Origin of the sequence: Streptomyces sp. NPDC079020 (assembly GCF_044542225.1) — a bacterium.
GTDB lineage: Bacteria > Actinomycetota > Actinomycetes > Streptomycetales > Streptomycetaceae > Streptomyces.
In genome coordinates, this window is the sequence record NZ_JBITUB010000025.1 from 31,498 (window position 1) to 49,148 (window position 17,651).

Consider the following 17,651-nt stretch of genomic DNA (forward strand, 5'->3'; position numbering starts at 1 on the left):
AGCGGTGAACTGCCCTGCTGCCGCAGCGAAAATGCCTGGTCGGGCGGGGGCCGGAAGACCATAATCGGACGGGTGTTCCTGACAATCAGCACGACCGGCACCCCGGAACGGCCCGCGACCGACCTCGGCTTCCTGCTGCACAAGCATCCCGACAAGGCGCAGTCGTTCTCCACCTCGCACGGCATCGCGCACGTCTTCTACCCCGAGGCGTCCGCCGAGCGCTGCACGGCCGCACTCCTGCTGGAGGTGGATCCGGTGGCGCTGGTGCGGCGCGGCAAGGGCAAGGGCCGGGGCGGTGCGCCCGACGCGGCGCTCGCGCAGTACGTCAACGACCGCCCCTACGCGGCGTCCTCACTGCTGGCCGTCGCCATGTCAGCGGTCTTCAAGTCCGCTCTCAGCGGGGCCTGCCGGGCCATGCCCGAGCGGGCCGGGGCGCCCCTGCCGCTGCGCGTCGAGGTGCCCGCGCTGCCCGCGCGCGGCGGTGCGGAGCTGGTCCGCAAGCTCTTCGGCCCGCTCGGCTGGACGCGGGTGGAGGCCGAGGCCGTACCGCTGGACTCGGAGTTCCCCCAGTGGGGCGACTCGCGCTATGTGCGGCTCGTGCTGGAGGGCGAACTCCGGCTGGCGGACGCCCTGCGCCAGCTGTACGTCCTGCTGCCGGTGCTCGACGACGCCAAGCACTACTGGGTCGCGCCCGACGAGGTCGACAAGCTGCTGCGGGCGGGTGCGGGCTGGCTGGCGGGCCACCCCGAGCGGAAGCTGATCACCAGCCGCTATCTGTCCCGCCGCTGGAGCCTGACCCGGCAGGCCGCGCAGGCACTCGAACTGGTGCGGCTGGCCGAGTCGGACGACCTCGACGTGGACCATGTCGACAACGCCGTGGACGAGACCGAGGACACCGAGGAGAAGCCGGTGCCGCTCGCCGAGCGGCGGCGTACGGCGATCCTCGGCGCGCTGCGCACGGCGGGGGCGAGCCGGGTGCTCGACCTGGGCTGCGGCCAGGGCCAGTTGGTGCAGGCGCTGCTCAAGGACCCACGCTTCACGGAGATCGTCGGCGTGGATGTGTCCATGCGCGCTCTCACCATCGCCTCGCGACGGCTGAAGCTGGACAGGATGGGGGAGCGTCAGTCCGGCCGGGTCACCCTCCGCCAGGGCTCGCTGACCTACACCGACAAGCGGCTGGGGGGCTATGACGCCGCGGTGCTCAGTGAGGTCATCGAGCACCTGGACCTGCCCCGGCTGCCCGCGCTGGAGTACGCGGTGTTCGGTTCGGCCCGTCCCCGGACGGTGCTGGTGACCACGCCGAACGTCGAGTACAACGTCCGCTGGGAGACCCTCCCGGCCGGGCATGTACGCCATGGCGACCACCGATTCGAGTGGACCAGGGCGGAATTCCGGGCCTGGGCGGAGAAGGTCGCCGGACGACACGGCTACACCGTCGCCTTCGAGCCCGTCGGGCCCGAGGACCCGGAGGTCGGACCGCCCACGCAGCTGGCCGTCTTCACCACGACAGCGGCCGCCGACGACCGGCCGGCCGAGAGCACGGACAAGAACAAGAAGGAGGCGGAAGCCGCATGACCAGCACCTCTCGCACCCTGCCGGTGACCGACCTCTCCCTCGTCGTCCTCATCGGGGCGAGCGGATCGGGCAAGTCCACGTTCGCCCGCAAGCACTTCAAGCCCACCGAGATCATCTCCTCCGACTTCTGCCGTGCTCTCGTCGCCGACGACGAGAACGACCAGAGCGCCAGCCGCGACGCCTTCGACGTGCTGCACTACATCGCGGGCAAGCGACTCGCGGCGGGCCGGCTGACCGTCGTCGACGCCACCAGCGTCCAGTCCGAGAGCCGCCGGGAACTGGTGCGGCTGGCCCGGGAGCACGACGTCCTGCCCATCGCCATCGTGCTCGACCTGCCCGAAGAGGTCTGCGCCGCGCGCAACGCCGCCCGCCCCGACCGCGCCGACATGCCCCGGCACGTCATCCAGCGGCACCGCCGCGAGCTGCGCCGCTCCCTGCGCGGCCTGGAGCGCGAGGGCTTCCGCAAGGTGCACGTCCTGCGCACCGAGGAGGAGGCAGAGCAAGCCGAAGTGGTGCTGGAGCGCCGCTACAACGACCTGCGCCACCTCACCGGACCCTTCGACATCATCGGTGACATCCACGGCTGCCGCTCCGAGCTGGACACCCTGCTCGGCAAGCTCGGCTATGTCGACGGCGAGCATCCCGAAGGGCGTACGGCGGTCTTCGTCGGCGACCTCGTCGACCGGGGACCCGACAGCCCCGGCGTGCTGCGCCGCGTCATGTCCATGGTGTCGGCCGGCCACGCCCTGTGCGTACCGGGCAACCACGAGAACAAACTGGGCCGTTATCTCAACGGCCGCAACGTCCAGCACACCCACGGTCTCGCCGAGACCATCGAGCAGCTGGACCGCGAGGACGCCGAGCACCCGGAATTCCGCGGACAGGTCAAGGAGTTCATCGACGGGCTCGTCAGCCACTACGTCCTGGACGGCGGCAAGCTCGTCGTCTGCCACGCCGGGCTGCCCGAGAAGTACCACGGGCGCACCTCCGGGCGGGTCCGCGCGCACGCGCTGTACGGCGACACCACCGGCGAGACCGACGAGTTCGGGCTGCCCGTGCGCTACCCGTGGGCGGAGGAGTACCGGGGCCGGGCCACCGTCGTCTACGGTCACACCCCCGTGCCCAGCACCTCCTGGATCAACAACACCATCTGCCTCGACACCGGTGCGGTCTTCGGCGGGAAGATGACCGCGCTGCGCTGGCCGGAGCGCGAACTCGTCGACGTACCGGCGGAGAAGGTCTGGTACGAACCGTCCAGGCCGCTCACCACGGAGGCCCCCGGCGGCCGGGAGGGCCGCCCGCTGGACATCGCCGATGTGCAGGGCCGCCGGATCGTGGAGACCCGGCACATGGGCCGGGTCGCCGTGCGCGAGGAGAATGCGGCGGCGGCGCTCGAAGTCATGAGCCGGTTCGCCGTCGACCCGCAGCTCCTCGGCTACCTCCCGCCCACCATGGCGCCGACCGCCGCCTCCCGGGAGGACGGTTTCCTTGAGCACCCGGCCGAGGCCTTCGCCCAGTACCGGGCGGACGGCGTCGCCAAGGTCGTGTGCGAGGAGAAGCACATGGGCTCGCGCGCCGTGGCCCTGGTCTGCCGTGACGCCGGAGCGGCCCGGGAGCGCTTCGGGGTCGACGGCCCGACCGGTGCGCTGCACACCCGTACCGGACGGCCGTTCTTCGACGACGAGGCGCTCACCGAGGCGGTGCTCGGCCGACTGCGCGACGCCGTCACCGCGGCCGGGCTGTGGGAGGAGTGGGACACCGGCTGGGTGCTCCTCGACGCCGAGCTGATGCCGTGGTCGCTCAAGGCCGCCGGGCTGCTGCGCTCGCAGTACGCCGCGGTCGGCGCCGCGTCCGGTGCCGTCCTGCCCCCGGCCCTCGCGGCCCTGGACGCGGCGGCCGCCCGGGGCGTCGACGTCGCGGACCTCGCCGGGCGGCAGCGCGGACGCGCCGAGGACGCGGAAGCGTTCACCCGCGCCTACCGCCGCTACTGCTGGGGCACCGAGGGGCTGGACGGGGTGCGCCTGGCACCGTTCCAGATTCTCGCGGTGCAGGGCCGCTCGCTCGCCTCCGTACCGCACGACGAGCAGCTGGCCTGGCTCGACCGGCTGGTCGAGCACGACCCGACCGGACTGCTCCAGGTCACCCGCCGGCTCGTCGTCGACACCGGCGACGACGACTCGGTCCGCTCCGGCACCGACTGGTGGCTGGAGATGACCGGGCGCGGCGGTGAGGGCATGGTCGTCAAGCCGCTCGGCGCGCTCGTCCGTGACGGGAAGAGCCGTCTCGTGCAGCCCGGCATCAAGGTGCGCGGCAGGGAGTATCTCCGGATCATCTACGGACCCGAGTACACCCGCCCGGAGAATCTGGAGCGGCTGCGCTCCCGGTTCCTCGGCCACAAGCGCTCGCTGGCGCTGCGGGAGTACGCCCTGGGGCTGGAGGCGCTGGACCGGCTGGCCGACGGGGAACCGCTGTGGCGGGTCCATGAGGCGGTCTTCGCGGTCCTCGCCCTGGAGTCGGAGCCGGTGGACCCCCGGCTGTAGACCACGGCCCGGGAACCCGTTGGCGATTCGCCGGGTGAACGGCGCTCCGCGCGGTGAGGATGGAGTCATGGGATTCCATGTCGACTCCGAGACCGGGCGGCTGCGCCGCGTCATACTGCACCGTCCGGATCTGGAGCTGAAGCGGCTCACCCCCAGCAACAAGAAGGCACTGCTCTTCGACGATGTGCTGTGGGTGCGCCGTGCCCGGCAGGAGCACGACGGGTTCGCCGACGTCCTGCGGGAGCGCGGTGTGGCGGTGCATCTCTTCGGCGACCTGCTCCAGGAGTCCCTGGACATCGCGGTGGCCCGGCGGCTCGTGCTGGACCGGGTCTTCGACGAGAAGGAGTACGGCCCGCTCGCCACCGAGCATCTGCGGGCGGCCTTCGAGGAGCTGCCCTCCGCGGAGCTGGCCGAGGCGCTGATCGGCGGGATGACCAAGCGGGAGTTCCTGGAGCGGCACGCGGAGCCGACCTCCGTCCGTTTCCATGTGATGGACCTGGACGATTTCCTCCTGGGCCCGCTGCCCAACCACCTCTTCACCCGTGACACCTCGGCCTGGATCTACGACGGTGTGTCCATCAACGCGATGCGCTGGCCGGCCCGGCAGCGCGAGACCGTGCACTTCGAGGCGATCTACCGCCACCACCCGCTCTTCACCGGCCCCGAGGCGGGCGCGTTCCACCACTGGTCGGAGGGGCAGGACGACTACCCCTCCACCATCGAGGGCGGCGACGTCCTGGTCATCGGCCGGGGTGCCGTACTGATCGGGATGAGCGAGCGCACCACCCCGCAGGCCGTGGAGATGCTGGCCCGGGGGCTCTTCGACGCCGGGTCCGCCCGGACGATCGTGGCGCTCGACATGCCCAAGCGCAGGGCCTTCATGCACCTGGACACGGTGATGACGATGGTCGACGGCGACACCTTCACCCAGTACGCGGGGCTCGGGATGCTCCGCTCGTACACGATCGAACCCGGTGGCGGACCCCGCGATCTGAAGGTCACCGATCATCCGCCCGAGCACATGCACCGGGCCATCGCCGCCGCGCTGGGCCTCGACTCGATCCGGGTGCTCACCGCCACCCAGGACGTCCACGCCGCCGAGCGCGAGCAGTGGGACGACGGCTGCAATGTGCTGGCGGTCGAGCCGGGAGTCGTCGTCGCGTACGAGCGCAACGCCACCACCAACACCTTCCTGCGCGAGCAGGGCATCGAGGTGATCGAGATCCGCGGCAGCGAACTGGGGCGGGGGCGCGGCGGCCCGCGCTGCATGAGCTGTCCCGTGGAAAGGGATCCTGTATAGCGATGCAAGTGGTCGTATAGACTTCCAGGGTTACTGTATGACGCGATCCCCGCCCGACCCAGGAGCAGTCACCATGGCCATAGACCTCGCAGGCCGCCACTTCCTCAAGGAGCTGGACTTCACGGCTGAGGAGTTCCGCGGGCTGATCGCCCTGGCCGCCGAGCTCAAGGCCGCGAAGAAGGCGGGCGCCGAGGTCCAGCGGCTGCGTGGCATGAACATCGCGCTGATCTTCGAGAAGACCTCCACCCGCACCCGCTGCGCCTTCGAGGTGGCGGCCGCGGACCAGGGTGCTTCCACCACCTATCTCGACCCCTCCGGTTCGCAGATGGGGCACAAGGAGTCGGTGAAGGACACCGCCCGCGTCCTCGGCCGGATGTTCGACGGCATCGAGTACCGCGGTGACAGCCAGCAGACGGTGGAGGACCTGGCCGCGTACGGCGGAGTCCCCGTTTTCAACGGTCTCACCGACGACTGGCACCCCACCCAGATGCTCGCCGACGTGCTCACCATGACCGAGCACAGCGAGAAGCCGCTGGACGCGGTCGCCTTCGCCTACCTCGGTGACGCGCGCTTCAACATGGGCAACTCCTATCTGATCACCGGCGCGCTGCTCGGCATGGACGTGCGGATCGTGGCCCCCGAGGCCTACTGGCCGCAGGAGGCCGTCGTCGCCCGCGCGCGCGAGCTGGCCGTGCACAGCGGCGCTTCGGTCACCCTCGCCGAGGACATCACCGAAGGCGTCCAGGGGTGCGACTTCGTCGCCACGGACGTCTGGGTCTCCATGGGGGAGCCCAAGGAGGTCTGGGCGGAGCGCATCGCGGCCCTCTGGCCGTACGCCGTGACCATGGACGTGCTGCGGGCCACCGGCAACCCCGATGTGAAGTTCCTCCACTGCCTCCCGGCCTTCCACGACCTCGGCACCGAGCTCGGCCGGGAGATCCACACCGCCCACGGGCTGGCCGAGCTGGAGGTCAGCGACGAGGTCTTCGAGTCCGCGCACTCGGTCGTCTTCGACGAGGCGGAGAACCGGATGCACACGATCAAGGCCGTCCTCGTGGCCACCCTCGCGGGTGGCGGCCGGTAGGCGGCACGGCCGGGCGTCCGTGCGAGGCGCCCCGGCCGGGCACCTGGGCGCCGGGGTGCCGGGTGCCGCATGATCATGCACCCAATTGGGTGAATATGCGTATCAGTGGCTACTATGTCGCCTCTTGGTGGGGTTCGAGCTCGCACGCTCGGACCCCATTCCCATGTGCCGCCCCGGAGCCCCCCCCACGGCTCCGCGCACCGGGTCCCCCACACGCGTCACCTGCACCACCAGAGAAGAGACACCCCACATGAGTTCCGGTCCGCGCCGCAAGAGTCCCCAGCAGCTGGTCGCCGAGTCCGGCGCCGACCTGGAGGGGCACGGCCTCAGACGCACCATGGGTCTGTTCCAGCTCGTCTGTTTCGGGGTCGGGGCCATCGTCGGCACCGGAATCTTCGTCGGGCTGTCCGACAGCGTCGCCGAGGCCGGGCCCGCCGTCGTGCTGTCGTTCGTCCTCGCCGCTGTCACCTGCGTCTTCACCGCCTTCTCCTTCGCGGAGCTGGGCAGCGCGATCCCGGTCTCCGGCAGCTCGTACTCCTTCGCCTACGCGGCGCTGGGGGAGCGCACGGCGTTCCTGGTCGGCTGGTGCCTGCTGCTGGAGTACGGGGTCTCGGTCTCCGCGGTCGCGGTCGGCTGGAGCCAGTACGTCAACGAGCTGCTCGACAGCCTCGTCGGTGTGGAGCTGCCCGCGGCGCTGTCCGCCGGGCCGGGCGACGGCGGTGTGGTCAATCTGCCCGCGATCGTGGTGATCATGATGGCCGCCACCCTGCTGGTGCGCGGCATCCGGGAGAGCGCCACGGCCACCGCGGCGATGGCGGTCCTCAAGATCGGCATCCTGATCGCGTTCTGCGCCATCGCGTTCACGGCGTTCGAGGACGGGAACCTGTCGCCGTTCGCGAGCCAGGGGCTGGGCGGCGTTACGGCCGGCGCCTCGCTGGCGTTCTTCTCGTACATCGGCTTCGACGCCATCACCACCGCGGGCGAGGAGGTCAAGAACCCCCGCCGGAACATCCCGATCGCCATCATGATCTGCATCGGAGTGGTCACCCTGCTCTACTGCGCGGTCGCCGTCTCGGCCATCGGCGCGCTCGGTGCCGACGCCGTCTCCGGCAAGCCGGCCGCGCTCTCGCTGATCGTCGACCAGGTCACCGGATCCACCGTGGGCGGCGGGATCATCGCCTTCGGCGCGGTCGTCGCGATCGCGTCCGTGGTGCTCGCGGTGATGTACGGGCAGACCCGCATCCTGATGTCGATGTCCCGGGACGGGCTGATCCCGAAGGTCTTCGAACGCGTCTCGCCCAGGACCCACACCCCGGTCGCCAACACCTGGATCGTGGCGACCGTCTTCGCGCTCCCTGCGGCCTTCTCGTCCCTGGACGTCGTGGTCGGCCTGACGACCATCGGCACGCTGGCCACCATGGTCGCGGTGAATGTCGCGGTGGTCGTGCTGCGGCGGCGCGAACCCGGGCTGAAGCGCGGCTTCCGGGTGCCGCTCTACCCCGTGAGCCCGGTGCTGGGCGTCGCCTTCTGTCTGTATCTGATGTATGGGACGGGCTGGACGACCTGGGTCCAGTTCGCGGCCTTCCTGGCGGCCGGATCACTGCTGTACGCCTGCTACGGACGCGGCCGCTCGCGGCTGGTCAGCTCAGCGGCGACGGGCCCGGCTGGGCCGGAATCGCCGGCAGGGTGAACCAGACCGCCTTGCCGTGCTCCGTGGTGCGGTGACCGCAGGCGGAACTGAGGGTGCGGATCAGGAGCAGGCCGCGGCCGTGCTCCTGCCAGGGGTCGGGCTCGCTGCCGGGCCGCGGGCGGGAGAGATCGCCCGGCGGGGCCGGGTCGCGGTCGTGGACCTCGACCTGGCAGCCGGTCGGCATCAGCTCCACGACCAGCTCGATGGGCCCGTGGCCCTCGGTGTGCTCGACGGCGTTGGCGACCAGCTCGGCCGTGAGGAGTTCGGCGGTGTCGCAGTCGGCGGGGGCGTCGATGTCCGACAGGGCGGTACGGATGAGGGCGCGGGCGATCGGTACGGCGGCGGTGGAGTGCGGCAGGGCGATACGCCAGGAGGCGGGCACGGGGACATCGGGCGGCACGGCGTGGTTCCGTTTCGGGAGCGGGGCTTCCTTGGGGCGGACTTCTCGGACCCGGAGTTCTCGGAGCGAGACTTCCTGGTTTCAACCTTACGAACCGCAATGACGCATACATAGAGGCGGTCGACCGGTACAAACGGGACCTTCGGTACAACGGTCTCATGGTCGATGTATCGCGTCCTCGTGACGGTAGTCACGTACGGGTGATAGTTTCGAAGGCGGAACGAGACCCGCGCAGTGCCATCCGGCAGCCCTACGGCCGAAGGGGACCGCCTCCATGAGCCCTTTTCCCAGTTCCGCCCCGCACACCGAGGGCTGGCGCCATCTGCGGCTGACCAGACAGGGCGGTGTGGCGACTGTCACTCTCGCCCGCCCGGAAAAACTCAACGCGCTCACCTTCGGTGCCTACGCCGACCTGCGTGACCTCCTCGCCGAACTCTCCAGGGAACGCTCCGTACGCGCCCTCGTCCTCGCCGGTGAGGGACGGGGCTTCTGCTCCGGCGGCGATGTCGACGAGATCATCGGCGCCACGCTCGCGATGGACACCGCGCAGCTCCTCGACTTCAACCGGATGACCGGCCAGGTCGTACGGGCCCTGCGCGAATGCCCCTTCCCGGTCGTCGCCGCCGTCCACGGGGTCGCCGCGGGAGCCGGTGCCGTGCTGGCCCTGGCCGCCGACTTCCGGATCGCCGACCCGTCCGCCCGCTTCGCGTTCCTCTTCACCCGGGTCGGTCTCTCCGGCGGCGACATGGGCGCGGCCTACCTCCTGCCGCGGGTCGTCGGCCTCGGCCACGCCACCCGGCTGCTGATGCTCGGCGAAGCCGTCCGCGCGCCCGAGGCGGAGCGGATCGGGCTGATCAGCGAACTGGCCGAGGAGGGACGGGCCGACGCCCGTGCGGCGGAACTCGCCCGCCGCCTCGCCGACGGACCCGCCCTCGCGCTCGCCCAGACCAAGGCCCTGCTCACCGCCGAACTCGACATGCCGCTGGCCGCCGCCGTCGAAATGGACGCGGCGACCCAGGCACTGCTGATGCACGGCCAGGACTACGCCGAGTTCCACGCCGCCTTCACCGAGAACCGGCCGCCGAAGTGGCAGGGGCGGTAGCGCCGTGGCGGCCGCCGCACAGCGGATAGCGGTCATCGGCGGCGGGCCCGGCGGGCTGTACGCCGCGGCCCTCCTCAAACGGCTCGACCCGCACCGCGACATCACCGTCTGGGAGCGCAACGCCCCCGAGGACACCTTCGGCTTCGGCGTCGTCCTCTCCGACGAGACGCTCGGCGGCATCGAGCACGCCGACCCCGTGGTGTACCGGCACCTGAGCGAGGAATTCGTCCGCTGGGACACCATCGACATCGTCCACCGGGGCCGCACCCACACCTCCGGCGGCCACGGCTTCGCCGCCCTCGGCCGGCGCCGCCTCCTGGAGATCCTGCACGCCCGCTGCGCCTCCCTCGGCGTACACCTCCGCTTCCGTACCCCGGCGCCCCCGGCCGCCGAACTCGCGGCCCGCCACGACCTGGTCATCGCCGCAGACGGAGTGCACAGCGCCACCCGCGAGGCCCATGCCGACGCCTTCGGCCCGCGACTGACCGCACACCGCAACCGCTACATCTGGCTCGCCGCGGACTTCGCCCTGGACGCCTTCCGGTTCGAGATCGCCGAGACCGGGCACGGCGTGCAGCAACTGCACGCCTACCCCTACGCGGCGGACGCCTCCACCGTCATCGTCGAGATGCGCGAGGAGGTCTGGCGGGCCGCCGGACTCGACACCGCCGGCCCCGCCGAGTCCGTCGCGCACTGCGCCAAGACCTTCACCGAGGCGCTGGACGGCAGGCCGCTGCGGGCCAACAAGTCCTCCTGGCTCACCTTCCGCACCGTCGTCAACTCCCACTGGTCGCACGGCAACACGGTCCTCATCGGGGACGCCGCCCACACCGCGCACTTCTCCATCGGATCGGGCACCAAACTCGCCGTCGAGGACGCCCTCGCGCTCGCCGCCTGCGTGGAGGAACAGCCCGACCTGCCCACCGCCCTGGACGCGTACGAGCGGGAGCGCCGCCCGGTCGTCGCCTCCACCCAGCGCGCGGCGGCGGCCAGCCTGCGCTGGTTCGAGGAACTGGCCGCCTATGTGGACCAGCCGCCCCGCCGCTTCGCGTTCAACCTGCTCACCCGCAGCCGCCGTGTCACGCACGACAACCTGCGGCTGCGCGACGCCACGTTCACCGCCGCCGTCGAGGAGGAGTTCGGCTGCCCGCCCGGCACCCCGCCGATGTTCACCCCGCTGCGGCTGCGCGGTCTCGAACTGCGCAACCGCGTCGTCGTCTCCCCGATGGACATGTACTCGGCCCTCGACGGGGTCCCCGGCGACTTCCACCTCGTCCACCTGGGCGCACGGGCACTCGGCGGCGCCGGGCTCACCATGACCGAGATGGTGTGCGTCAGCCCCGACGGGCGCATCACACCCGGCTGCGCCGGTCTGTACACCGACGAACAGGCCGCCGCCTGGCGCAGGATCACCGACTTCGTGCACACCTCCGCGGACGGCGCCGCGATCGGCGTCCAGCTCGGCCACTCCGGCCGCAAGGGCTCCACGAAACTGATGTGGGAGGGCATCGACCAGCCGCTCGACACCGGCAACTGGCCGCTGTCCGCCGCCTCCCCGATCCCGTACGAGCCGGGCGTCAGCCAGCTGCCCCAGGCACTGGACCGGGCCGGACTCGACGCGGTCCGCGAACAGTTCACCGCCGCCGCCCGGCGTGCCGCCCACTGCGGCTTCGACCTTCTCGAACTCCACTGCGCGCACGGCTATCTGCTCTCGGGTTTCCTCTCCCCGCTCACCAACCACCGCACCGATGCCTACGGCGGTCCGGTCGGCAACCGGCTCCGCTACCCCCTGGAGGTCTTCGACGCGGTCCGCGCCGTCTGGCCGCAGGACCGGCCCATGACCGTCCGGATCTCCGCCACGGACTGGGCACAGGGCGGCACCAGCACCGAGGACGCCCTCACGGTCGCGCGCGCCTTCGCCGCGCACGGCGCCGACGCCATCGACGTCTCCACCGGCCAGGTCGTCCCCGGCGAACGCCCCGAGTACGGCCGCTCCTACCAGACCCCGTACGCCGACCGCATCCGCAACACCGTCGACGTCCCTGTCATCGCGGTCGGTGCCATCTCCTCCTGGGACGACGTCAACTCGCTGCTCCTCGCGGGCCGCGCCGACCTCTGCGCCCTCGCCCGCCCCCATCTGTACGACCCGCACTGGACGCTGCACGCCGCCGCCGAACAGGGCTACAGCGGTACGGCCGCGCCCTGGCCCCTCCCGTACCGGGCGGGCAGCCGTCCCCCGCCCACCGGCCGCACGGACGCGCCGAAGCCGAGACTCACCCTGGACTGACCCGGCCCGCGTCCCCGTCCGGCGCCGCCCCCGCGACCGCCCCCGCCTCCGCGGCCCCGGCGGCCGTCAGGCACTCGTGGCAGCGGCAGGGGACCGGGTGCGGCGCCGAGTGATGCGCGTGCCGCTCCTCCCGGGCGATCCGTTCCAGCAGGGCCGCCAGTTCCTCCGCCTCCCCCTGGGTGCCCGCGGGCGTCCCGGCGCGTGCCAGCACGGCCGGGCTGTACACCAACTGGGCCCGGAAGGTGTGCAGATGACGGGTTCCCGTATCGATGGTGATGAAGCGCCGGGTGTGCCGGCCGCGTCCCACGGTGGTCAGCTGCTGGTGGCCCGTCCCGGGGTAGGTGCCGATCACGTACACCTTGGTGCCGCCCCGGTACGCCTTGGTCCCCGGGCGCAGTTCCTGGCCGAGATCCCCGTACCGGCGCCACCGCACCACATTGGCCGCGACCAGCCATACGGCCTCCGGCCCGGGTTCCCCGTCCGCGCTCAACGCGCCTCCTCCGCACTGATCAGCAGCCGGTCCGAGACCGGCTCGTACCCGATGCGCAGGTATACCCCGTTGCTGGTCGGATTCGCGAGGTCCGTGAACAGCAGGACCTCGGCCGCGCCCGCCGCCCGCGCCGCCCGGCTGACCTCGGCGGTCACCGCGGCCGCGTAGCCGCGGCCCCGGTGCTCCGGCGGGGTGTACACCGGCGCCACCCGCACCGCCCCCGCGGTCTCCGGCGAGACGCACGCCATCGACACCGGAACGCCCCCGTCCTCCCACAGGGTCAGCCCGCCGTCCGCCGTCCGCTCGTCGACGAGCCGTTCCGCGTGGGTGCCCGGCTGGCCGACCTGCTCCGCGAACGCCAGGTGCCAGGCCACGAGCAGCTCCCGGTCGGGGGCGACGGCGGCCCTGGGCCGGCCCGGCGGCGCGGGCGAGGGCGGGACCAACTCGCCCAGCCGGTACAGCCGCTGTTTCTGCTCGACCCGGTGCCCGGGCCAGCCCGCGGCCAGGGCCTCGGCGCTCGCCCGGTCCGCGCTGATCACCGTCGGGCTCAGGGCCTCGGCCAGCGGGCCGAGCGCCTCCGGGACCACCGAGCCCAGCATCGGCGGATACGGCGGGGTGTGCACCAGCGTCCCCGCCACCTCGCCGTCCGCCCCGCGCCACCAGCCGAGCAACGGGTCCTCCTCGCCATAGGCGTGCGGGCCGGTACGCCGCAGTGTCCCGGTGACGGTCAGCACCAGGGTGTTCTCGGCGGGGCGGGCGGTGAGCGAGGCCCCGGCCGCGTCCAGGAACGCGTCGACGTCATCCGTGAAGGTCCAGGTCATGCTTCATCCTGACGGGAACGCGGACCGCGCGGCATCCGGATTTCGCCCGGTGGACGGGCAGCCCGCCGCCGGAGGGGCGCCGCGCGCCGCCGCCGCACCGCCGGCCCCGCACCTCACCGCCGTACGAACCGCTCCCCGGCATCCCGCAGCCGCTCGTGCAGCAGCCCGAACACCTCCGCCGAGCGGCCCCCCGGCCACTCCTTCGGCAGCAGTTCCTCCGGCAGTCCCGGGTCCGCGTACGGCAGCCGGCGCCAGGAGTCCAGCGCCGGCAGATAGTCCCGGTAGGCCTCCTGCGGATCGGGGCCACCGTCCTGCCCGGACGACCGCTCCTCCCAGGCCCGCAGCACCGGTTCGTGCCGCGCGAGGAAGTCCAGATGCAGCCGGGCGACGGCGGCCAGGTCCCACCAGCGCGCCACCGACTGCCGTGTCGCGGCGAAGCCGAGGTGCTGGGCGCGGAACAGGTCGACGTACGGGGCGAGTTCCAGCCGCTCCAGGGTGTGCCGGGTCTCCTCGTACAGCCCGGCGGGTGCGATCCACACGCCGGGGGCCGCCGTGCCGAAGCCAAGCCGGGACAGCCGCGAGCGCAGCAGGTGCCGCTTGTGGCGCTCGGCCTCGGGTACGGAGAACACGGCGAGCACCCAGCCGTCGGCGAGCCGGGGCGCCGGATGCCGGTAGATCCGCCGGTCACCGTCGTCCAGCAGCTGGCGGGCGTCGGCCGACAGCGCGTATCCGGCCGCGCCGTCCGCCGTACGGGCCGGGACCAGCAGTTCGCGTCGTTTGAGACGGGAGACGGAGGACCGTACGGACGGGGCGTCGACACCGACGGCGCCCAGCAGCCGGATCAGCTCGGCCACCGGCAGCGGGGCATTGCCGGGGGAACGGCCGTAGGCGCCGTAGAGGGTGACGATCAGGGAACGGGGGGTATGGAGCTCGGCCACGTGATCACTCTAGGGGCTGTCCGGAACATGACGCCGTCCGCCCGGGGGAGGGCCGGGCAGGATGCGTCACAGGGGCGGGACGGTCTCCTCCCGCAGCCGGAACCGTTGGAGCTTGCCCGTCGCGGTCCGGGGCAGCGAGGCCGTGAACTCGAAGACGCGTGGGCATTTGTGCGGGGCGAGGGTGCCTTTCATATAGGCGCGCAGGGAGTCCGCCGACTGCGCGGAACCCTCCCGCAGGACCACGTACGCCACCACGATCTGGCCGCGCAGCTCGTCGTCCCGTCCCACCACGGCGGCCTCGGTCACCTCGGGGTGGCGCAGCAGGGCCTCCTCCACCTCGGGGCCCGCGATGTTGTAGCCGGAGGAGATGATCATGTCGTCGGCGCGGGCGACGTAGCGGAAGTAGCCGTCCGGCTCACGGACGTAGGTGTCGCCCGTCATGTTCCAGCCGTTGCGCACGTACTGCGTCTGCCGGGGGTCGGAGAGATAGCGGCAGCCGACGGGACCGCGCACGGCGAGCAGTCCCGGTTCGCCGTCGGGCAGTTCCTCGCCGTCCTCGTCGACCACCCGCGCCTCCCAGCCCGGGACCGGGACGCCGGTGGTACCGGGGCGGATGGCGTCGTCGGCGGCCGAGATGAAGATGTGCAGCAGCTCGGTGGCCCCGATGCCGTTGATGATGCGCAGCCCGGTCCTCTCGTACCAGGACCGCCAGGTCGCGGCGGGCAGGTTCTCCCCCGCCGAGACACAGCGGCGCAGGGCGGACAGGTCGTGGCCGTCGAGCCGGTCGAGCATCGTGCGGTACGCGGTCGGCGCGGTGAACAGCACCGAGACCCGGTGCCTGGCCAGCGCGGGCAGCAGCTGCCCGGGGCCCGACTGCTCCAGCAGCAGCGCCGAGGCCCCCACCCGCAGGGGGAAGATCACCAGTCCGCCGAGGCCGAAGGTGAAGCCCAGCGGCGGGCTGCCGGCGAACACGTCGTCGGGCACGGGACGCAGCACATGGCGGGAGAAGGTGTCGGCGACGGCCAGGACGTCGCGGTGGAAGTGCATACAGCCCTTGGGCCGGCCCGTGGTTCCCGAGGTGAACGCGATCAGGGCGACGTCGTCGGCGGCGGTGTCCACGGGCTGGTAGGGGCCGGGGCGGGACTCGGCGAGCCGGGTCAGATCGTCCGGGCCGTCCCCGCCGTAGAGGGTGATCCGCACCCCCGGGACCCCGGCGTTCACCAGGTCGTCGGCACCGCGCGCGTCACACAGCGCGTGGCTGACCCGGGCCAGCGAGCAGATGGTGGCCAGCTCCTGCGAGCGGGCCTGCGCCAGTACGGTGACGGCGACCGCGCCCGCCTTCATCACCGCGAGCCAGCAGGCGGCCAGCCAGGGAGTGGTGGGGCCGCGCAGCAGCACACGGTTGCCGGGGGAGACGCCCAGATCGTCCGTGAGGACATGGGCGATCCGGTCCACCCGGTCCCGCAGCTCACCGTAGCTCCAGACGGTGCCGTCGTCGGTGCGGAAGGCGGGGCGGTCGGGGCCCAGATGGCCGATGGTGGCGTCCAGCAGTTCGTAGCCGCAGTTCAGCCGGTCGGGGTAGCGCAGTTCCGTACGGTCGAGTGCCAGCTCGGGCCACTGACCGGGCGGCGGGAGATGGTCACGGGGAAAGGTATCGGTGTGCGCGCTCGATATGCGCGTGGCGCTCTTGGACGCCTGCGCACCCGGCGAGGAATTCGGCTCCATGAAGGATCGCCCCCTTGTCGCCTCTGGAGCGTATCGTTTGAGTGACGGTAGTCAACGGTCCGCGATAAGACGTGACAAGAGAGGCGCCGGTATGACGGTATTTTCCCTCGATCCGGCACAAACCGCATGGTGTGAAGAGCTGCGTACCCTCGCCGAGGAGCGGCTGCGCCCGCTCGCGGAGAAGGGCGGGCCCGGACACGTCAACCGTCCGCTCCTCGCCGCGCTGGGAGAGCTGGGCCTGCTCGGCAGGCTCTTCGGCTCCGGCGCCCTGGACCTCTGCCTGCTCCGGGAGTCCCTGGCCCGCGGCTGCACCGAGGCCGAGACCGCACTCGCCCTCCAGGGCCTGGGCGCGTCCCCGATCGTCCAGGCGGGCACGGCGGCCCAGCGCGAACGCTGGCTGCCGCAGGTCCGCGCGGGCCGCGCCGTCGCCGCCTTCGCGCTGAGCGAGTCCGGCGCGGGCTCGGATGCCGCGGCCCTCTCGCTGGCGGCCGACCGCACATCGGACGGCTGGCGGCTGACCGGGGGAAAATGCTGGATCTCCAACGCCCCCGAAGCCGACTTCTACACCGTCTTCGCCCGTACGACGCAGGGCGCCGGAGCCCGGGGTGTCACCGCGTTCCTGGTCCCGGCCGATCGCCCCGGACTCACCGGGACGGCCCTCGACATGCTCTCCCCGCACCCGCTGGGCACCCTGGACTTCGACGGCGTACCCGTCACCGCCGACGACCTGCTCGGCGAACCGGACCGGGGCTTCAGGGTCGCGATGAACACCCTCAACCTCTTCCGGCCGAGCGTGGGGGCCTTCGCCGTCGGCATGGCGCGGGCCGCCCTCGACGCGACCCTGGACCACACCTCCGTACGCACCGCGTTCGGCGGTCCGCTGCGGGACCTCCAGGCGGTCTCCCACCAGGTCGCCGAGATGGCCACCCGCACCGAGGCCGCCCGGCTCCTGGTGTACGCGGCCGCCGCCGCCCACGACGCGGGCGAACCGGGCGTGCCCCGGCGCGCGGCCATGGCCAAGCTGTACGCCACCGAGACCGCGCAGTACGTCGTGGACGCGGCCGTCCAACTGCACGGCGCCCGCGCACTGCGCCGCGGCCATCTCCTGGAACACCTCTACCGGGAGGTCCGCGCGCCCCGGATCTACGAGGGCGCCAGCGAGGTGCAGCGCACGATCATCGCCAAGGAGCTGTACGCCCGTCCGACCCAGGAGCCGTCCGTATGAGCCCTGTCCAACGCATCAACCCGGCCGAACTCGCCCCGCCCACCGGCTTCTCCCACGCCGTCACGGCCGAGGGCGGACAGCTGGTCTTCCTCGCCGGGCAGACCGCCCTCGACCCCGACGGCAAGATCATCGGAGGCACGCTGCCCGAGCAGTTCGCGACGGCTCTCACCAATCTGCTCACCGCCCTGCGCGCGGCGGGCGGCGCCCCCGCGGACCTGGTACGGGTCACGGTGTACGCCACCGACATCGCCGACTACCGCGCCCACGCCGGTGAACTGGGCCGGGTCTGGCGGAGTCTGGCCGGGCGGGACTATCCCGCGATGGCGGTGATCGGCACGGTCAGGCTCTGGGACGAACAGGCCCTGGTGGAGCTCGACGGGATCGCCGTGCTGCCCTGAACAGGGCGGTGGGCGGACCCGGTCCGGCCGGGCCCGCCCACCGCGCGGCATCAGCGGCGTACCGCTGGCCCGCCCA

At 72.1% G+C, this 17,651-nt stretch carries 14 protein-coding genes; 9 read left to right on the forward strand and 5 right to left on the reverse strand.

The genetic code is table 11. The features are described from left to right. Positions 1–72: 72 nt before the first annotated feature. The 5 genes from ACIGJO_RS33285 (at position 73) to ACIGJO_RS33305 (ending at position 8,189) form a co-directional block, all read left to right on the forward strand. Positions 73–1,575 carry a 3' terminal RNA ribose 2'-O-methyltransferase Hen1 gene (locus ACIGJO_RS33285; RefSeq protein ID WP_399964672.1) on the forward strand — a complete coding sequence of 501 codons (1,503 nt, stop codon included), beginning with the start codon at positions 73–75 and terminating at the stop codon, positions 1,573–1,575. Further along, a complete protein-coding gene (locus ACIGJO_RS33290; RefSeq protein WP_399964674.1) occupies positions 1,572–4,115 on the forward strand; it encodes a polynucleotide kinase-phosphatase in 2,544 nt (847 codons plus the stop codon). The genes ACIGJO_RS33285 and ACIGJO_RS33290 overlap by 4 nt, the downstream gene beginning before the upstream one ends. Before the next feature lie 67 nt (positions 4,116–4,182). Beyond that, positions 4,183–5,415 (forward strand): arginine deiminase, encoded by a 1,233-nt coding sequence (locus ACIGJO_RS33295; protein ID WP_399964676.1) that lies wholly within the window; start codon positions 4,183–4,185, stop codon positions 5,413–5,415. A gap of 73 nt (positions 5,416–5,488) precedes the next feature. Then, positions 5,489–6,499, forward strand: coding sequence for an ornithine carbamoyltransferase (gene argF, locus ACIGJO_RS33300; RefSeq protein WP_399964678.1), 1,011 nt, complete (start codon positions 5,489–5,491; stop codon positions 6,497–6,499). A gap of 250 nt (positions 6,500–6,749) precedes the next feature. Beyond that, positions 6,750–8,189, forward strand: coding sequence for an amino acid permease (locus ACIGJO_RS33305; protein ID WP_399964681.1), 1,440 nt, complete (start codon positions 6,750–6,752; stop codon positions 8,187–8,189). On the opposite strand, the gene ACIGJO_RS33310 is transcribed toward ACIGJO_RS33305, so the two are convergent. Beyond that, the gene (locus ACIGJO_RS33310; RefSeq protein ID WP_266924800.1) at positions 8,140–8,589 is read right to left on the reverse strand and encodes an ATP-binding protein; all 450 of its coding nucleotides are present in this window, start codon (positions 8,587–8,589) and stop codon (positions 8,140–8,142) included. The two genes, ACIGJO_RS33305 and ACIGJO_RS33310, sit on opposite strands and share 50 nt — an antisense overlap. A gap of 274 nt (positions 8,590–8,863) precedes the next feature. On the opposite strand from ACIGJO_RS33310, the gene ACIGJO_RS33315 reads away from it, so the two are divergent. Both ACIGJO_RS33315 and ACIGJO_RS33320 read left to right on the forward strand, forming a co-directional pair. Continuing rightward, entirely contained in the window at positions 8,864–9,691 is an 828-nt protein-coding gene (locus ACIGJO_RS33315; protein ID WP_399964683.1) for an enoyl-CoA hydratase family protein, read from the forward strand. A 4-nt stretch (positions 9,692–9,695) separates the two neighbouring features. Then, positions 9,696–11,978: a bifunctional salicylyl-CoA 5-hydroxylase/oxidoreductase gene (locus tag ACIGJO_RS33320; RefSeq protein WP_399964685.1), complete on the forward strand. Its 2,283-nt coding sequence runs from the start codon at positions 9,696–9,698 to the stop codon at positions 11,976–11,978. On the opposite strand, the gene ACIGJO_RS33325 is transcribed toward ACIGJO_RS33320, so the two are convergent. The 4 genes from ACIGJO_RS33325 to ACIGJO_RS33340 form a co-directional block, all read right to left on the reverse strand. Further along, entirely contained in the window at positions 11,965–12,468 is a 504-nt protein-coding gene (locus tag ACIGJO_RS33325; protein WP_399964687.1) for a hypothetical protein, read from the reverse strand. The two genes, ACIGJO_RS33320 and ACIGJO_RS33325, sit on opposite strands and share 14 nt — an antisense overlap. Continuing rightward, on the reverse strand, positions 12,465–13,289 hold the full coding sequence (locus ACIGJO_RS33330; RefSeq protein WP_399964689.1) for a GNAT family N-acetyltransferase: 825 nt from the start codon (positions 13,287–13,289) through the stop codon (positions 12,465–12,467). Before ACIGJO_RS33330 ends, ACIGJO_RS33325 begins: the two co-directional genes overlap by 4 nt. Positions 13,290–13,402: 113 nt before the next feature. Continuing rightward, complete coding sequence (locus ACIGJO_RS33335; RefSeq protein ID WP_399964691.1) at positions 13,403–14,227, reverse strand: PaaX family transcriptional regulator C-terminal domain-containing protein; 825 nt, start codon at positions 14,225–14,227, stop codon at positions 13,403–13,405. Between the two features lie 66 nt (positions 14,228–14,293). Continuing rightward, entirely contained in the window at positions 14,294–15,952 is a 1,659-nt protein-coding gene (locus tag ACIGJO_RS33340; RefSeq protein WP_399964693.1) for an AMP-binding protein, read from the reverse strand. 91 nt (positions 15,953–16,043) lie between these two features. On the opposite strand from ACIGJO_RS33340, the gene ACIGJO_RS33345 reads away from it, so the two are divergent. Beyond that, entirely contained in the window at positions 16,044–17,177 is a 1,134-nt protein-coding gene (locus tag ACIGJO_RS33345; protein WP_399964695.1) for an acyl-CoA dehydrogenase family protein, read from the forward strand. Then, complete coding sequence (locus ACIGJO_RS33350) at positions 17,174–17,575, forward strand: RidA family protein (protein WP_266924813.1); 402 nt, start codon at positions 17,174–17,176, stop codon at positions 17,573–17,575. Before ACIGJO_RS33345 ends, ACIGJO_RS33350 begins: the two co-directional genes overlap by 4 nt. The last annotated feature ends 76 nt before the right edge of the window (positions 17,576–17,651 follow it).

Bases quoted from the DNA above. Each gene is read 5' to 3' on its own strand.
- ACIGJO_RS33290 (WP_399964674.1), top strand. From the start codon at position 1,572: ATGACCAGCACCTCTCGCACCCTGCCGGTGACCGACCTCTCCCTCGTC.
- ACIGJO_RS33295 (WP_399964676.1), top strand. From the start codon at position 4,183: ATGGGATTCCATGTCGACTCCGAGACCGGGCGGCTGCGCCGCGTCATA.
- argF (WP_399964678.1), top strand. From the start codon at position 5,489: ATGGCCATAGACCTCGCAGGCCGCCACTTCCTCAAGGAGCTGGACTTC.
- ACIGJO_RS33340 (WP_399964693.1), bottom strand. From the start codon at position 15,952: ATGGAGCCGAATTCCTCGCCGGGTGCGCAGGCGTCCAAGAGCGCCACG.
- ACIGJO_RS33315 (WP_399964683.1), top strand. From the start codon at position 8,864: ATGAGCCCTTTTCCCAGTTCCGCCCCGCACACCGAGGGCTGGCGCCAT.
- ACIGJO_RS33345 (WP_399964695.1), top strand. From the start codon at position 16,044: ATGACGGTATTTTCCCTCGATCCGGCACAAACCGCATGGTGTGAAGAG.
- ACIGJO_RS33330 (WP_399964689.1), bottom strand. From the start codon at position 13,289: ATGACCTGGACCTTCACGGATGACGTCGACGCGTTCCTGGACGCGGCC.
- ACIGJO_RS33305 (WP_399964681.1), top strand. From the start codon at position 6,750: ATGAGTTCCGGTCCGCGCCGCAAGAGTCCCCAGCAGCTGGTCGCCGAG.
- ACIGJO_RS33350 (WP_266924813.1), top strand. From the start codon at position 17,174: ATGAGCCCTGTCCAACGCATCAACCCGGCCGAACTCGCCCCGCCCACC.